Raw genomic sequence first — 1,606 nt, forward strand, 5'->3', positions numbered from 1 at the left:
CGTTAGAACAAGCAGTGTATGACCGACGTCCCAGCGAATCGGATGGCTTGATCCACCATTCAGATCGCGGAGTTCAACCCGAGTTCAAGGAGTCGTTGCAACACCGGTTTTTTGAGCCTTCGATAATAGATCGGCGAGTGCTTCCGCAGGCGTTTTCCAGCCCAAGGTTTTTCGCGGCCTACTATTCAGCGTGGCAGCCACGGCATCTAGCTCTCGGTCAGTATATCGATTTATGTCTGTGCCTTTTGGGAAATACTGCCGCAGTAATCCATTGGTATTCTCATTGGTGCCGCGTTGCCAAGGGCTTCGTGGGTCGCAGAAGTAGATGGCTAACCCCGTCTCGATTCGCAACTGCATGTGCTGAGCCATTTCAGTCCCCTGATCCCACGTCAATGACTTGGCCAATTGCGCGGGAAGCGCAGTGATCTTGGCTGCTATGGCGTTACGCACCGCTTCTGCACCATGGCCCGCTGTAGCGGAGCCATGCTTGAGCCGAGCCCCTGGCTCATGGCATGCCATTGGCGGCAGGTGCAGTAGCAGCGTGAATCGGGATGAACGTTCAACCAGCGTACCTATTGCCGAACTGTTTAGTCCAATAATCAAATCTCCTTCCCAGTGACCGGGTACAGCGCGATCAGCCGCTTCGGCCGGTCGCTCGCTAATCATCACGTCAGGGGTAATGAATGACTTGCCTCGTTGTTGAGATCTGGCGCGTGGAACCCGTAATGCTCTGCCAGTGCGTAGGCAAGCTGACAACTCTCGTCGTAGAGCCCCACGCCCCTGAATGTACAGCGCTTGGTAAATGGCTTCGTGAGATATCCGCATAGAGGCATCGTCCGGAAAATCGATGGGTAGCCGACGGCTGATTTGCTCTGGACTCCAGCAACTGCCCCAGCGTCGATCTGCACGCGGGCCGTGACGGCGCCCCTTCCATGGCACCGTTGGTCCTGAGATCGACTTGCCATGAGCGTCGAGAACCATGCCGGCGAGCCGCTCCTGTACATAGGCCCTTAACGCGGCGTTCTGTGCAAGTCTGGCTGGCTTTGGACGTTGCGCTGCTCTATCAGCCTTCCACTGTGCCACTGTCGCCCGGTACTGCAGCGTACCACCGCGCGTCGCTGCGTTGCGCCGCAACTCACGTGAAATCGTTGATGGCGAGCGCCCTAAGCGTCGGGCAATCTCCCGTAGGCTTTGTTGCTGAGCGCGCATTAAGCCAATTTCTTCACGCTCAGAAAAAGACAGATAGCGCCCTGAAGGAGACTTCAGGCTCATTGGTGGCAGTCCTCCTGCTTCTCGGAACCAGCGTGGCCCTACAGGTTGTGAAACGCCACTCGCTTGGGCCGCCTCCTCGCTTGAGAGCCCTGCTGCGATGTATTTCCAAAACGTCCGCTTTGTGGGTCGCTGATTAACTCCTGGGCGTCCCGGCGAATACATCGGCGCGCGTCCGGTTTGCCCAGTTACCCAACCTTTAGGTCGTCCCATATAACACCTCTTTTCCTGAGATGTTGCAACGACCACTTGAATCCACCCAATATGTATCAATTCGGTATACAGAGCGTCTGGGTCAAGCTGGCATCAATCCTTCGGTGGGCAATACGGGAAGTGC

At 56.4% G+C, this 1,606-nt stretch carries 1 protein-coding gene; it reads right to left on the reverse strand.

Features of this window, described 5'->3' with window-relative positions; translation table 11 throughout:
• Window positions 1-84: 84 nt before the first annotated feature.
• Window positions 85-1,482, reverse strand: coding sequence for an IS30 family transposase (locus tag CJO09_RS15525; RefSeq protein ID WP_218961077.1), 1,398 nt, complete (start codon window positions 1,480-1,482; stop codon window positions 85-87).
• Between the last annotated feature and the right edge of the window lie 124 nt (window positions 1,483-1,606).

It is taken from the genome of Neopusillimonas maritima, assembly GCF_003576595.1.
Taxonomy (GTDB): Bacteria; Pseudomonadota; Gammaproteobacteria; order Burkholderiales; family Burkholderiaceae_B; genus Neopusillimonas; species Neopusillimonas maritima.